The 1,565-nt window shown below is 74.2% G+C and carries 2 protein-coding genes and 1 pseudogene; all 3 read left to right on the top strand.

The genetic code is table 11. From position 1 onward, the window contains the following. Positions 1-319, top strand: a pseudogene (locus HUW36_RS32525) (hypothetical protein); the annotation flags it as partial. A gap of 59 nt (positions 320-378) precedes the next feature. Continuing rightward, positions 379-633: an acyl carrier protein gene (locus tag HUW36_RS32530; protein ID WP_174531545.1), complete on the top strand. Its 255-nt coding sequence runs from the start codon at positions 379-381 to the stop codon at positions 631-633. Positions 634-653: 20 nt separating this feature from the next. Continuing rightward, on the top strand, positions 654-1,565 hold a 912-nt coding region (locus HUW36_RS32535), incomplete at its 3' end, for an aromatase/cyclase (protein WP_174531546.1).

Below are 1,565 nucleotides of genomic sequence, written 5' to 3' on the forward strand. Positions count from 1 at the left end.
ACTGGTCCTGCCGGCCGAACACCATCGTGGTGCCGTTGCCGGAGGTCAGCTCCACCTGGTCGGCGCCGGCGTAGGTGTAGCTGCCGGTCCCGGCGGTGGGCCGCTGGACGTGGTCGCCGCCCTGCTCGCCATCCGCGACGGCCTGATCCCGCCGACCTGGCACACCGGCGACGTGCCCGCCGACTACGGCATCGACCTGGTGCGGGACGCGCCGCGGGAGGCGCCGGTGCGGACCGCCCTGGTGCTCGCCCGCGGCCGCTGGGGCTTCAACGCCGCGGTGCTGGTACGCGCCGCCGCCGAGTCGGTCCCGGCGGCCTGACCTCCGCATTCCCGACCCGGTGCCGCCCGGTGCCGGATCGCCTACCGAGGAGAGACGACATGTCCCTGATGACCCTGGACGACCTGCGCGAGATCCTCGTCGAGTGCGCCGGCGAGGACGACTCGAACGACGTCAGCGGCGACATCGCCGACGTCCCGTTCGAGGACCTCGGCTACGACTCGCTGGCCCTGATGGAGACCGCGGCCCGGATCGAGCAGCGCTTCGGGGTGCGCCTGCCGGACGAGCAGGTGATGGAGCTGGCGACCCCGAAGGCCGTCCTCGACGCGGTGAACACGGCCGCCGCCACGGCCTGACCCGAAGGGAGGTCACCGTCATGAGTGGATCGAACCGGAGCCGGCGCACCGCGCACACCGCGGTGGTGCCGGGCTCGCCCGACCAGGTCTTCGAGCTGGTCGCCGAGGTGCGCCGGTGGCCGGTGGTGTTCGGGCCGACCGTGCACGTCGAGCACTTCGGCCGGGAGGGGGACCGGGAGCGGTTCCGGATCTGGGCGCTGGTCAACGACCGGGTGAGCACCTGGACGTCGAGCCGCGTGCTCGACCCGGTCGACCTCCGGATCCGGTTCGCCCAGGACCGCAGCCAGGCGCCGGTGGCCTCGATGCGCGGCGAGTGGCTGTTCCGCCCGGCGTCCGGCGGCGGCACCGAGGTCCGGCTCAGCCACGAGTTCACCGTCGTCGACGACGATGCCGACGCGCTGGACTGGGTCACCACGGCGGTGGACCGCAACAGCCCGGCCGAGCTGGCGGCGCTGGCCCGCGTCGCCGGCCTGGGCCGGCCGGTGGGCGACCTCGTGGTCGAGTTCGCGGACACGGTCACCCTGTCCGGGTCCCCGGCGGACGCCTTCGAGTTCGTCGACCGGGCGGACCGGTGGGCGGAACGGTTGCCGCACGTGCGGCGGGTACGCCTCACCGAGGACGAGCCGGGGTCGCAGACGCTGGAGATGGAGACGGTGACCGGGGACGGCTCCACCCACCGCACCCGCTCGGTGCGGGTCTGCCGCGCCACCGACCTGATCGCCTACAAGCAGTTGGAGGTGCCGAAGCTGCTGCTGGGACACAGTGGCACCTGGACCTTCGCCGACCGGGACGGCGCGACCGAGGCCACCGCCCGGCACCTGGTGCTCGTCGACCCGGAGGCGGCCGCCGCGCAGTTCGGCGGCGCGGACCCGCTGGCCGCCGCCCGGGCGTACGTGCGCGACGCGCTCGGCGCCAACAGCCGGACCACGTTG

Origin of the sequence: Micromonospora maritima (assembly GCF_902825405.1) — a bacterium.
Taxonomy (GTDB): domain Bacteria; phylum Actinomycetota; class Actinomycetes; order Mycobacteriales; family Micromonosporaceae; genus Micromonospora; species Micromonospora maritima.

Excerpts from the sequence above, each read along its gene's own strand:
- HUW36_RS32530 (WP_174531545.1), top strand. The coding sequence starts at position 379 with ATGTCCCTGATGACCCTGGACGACCTGCGCGAGATCCTCGTCGAGTGC.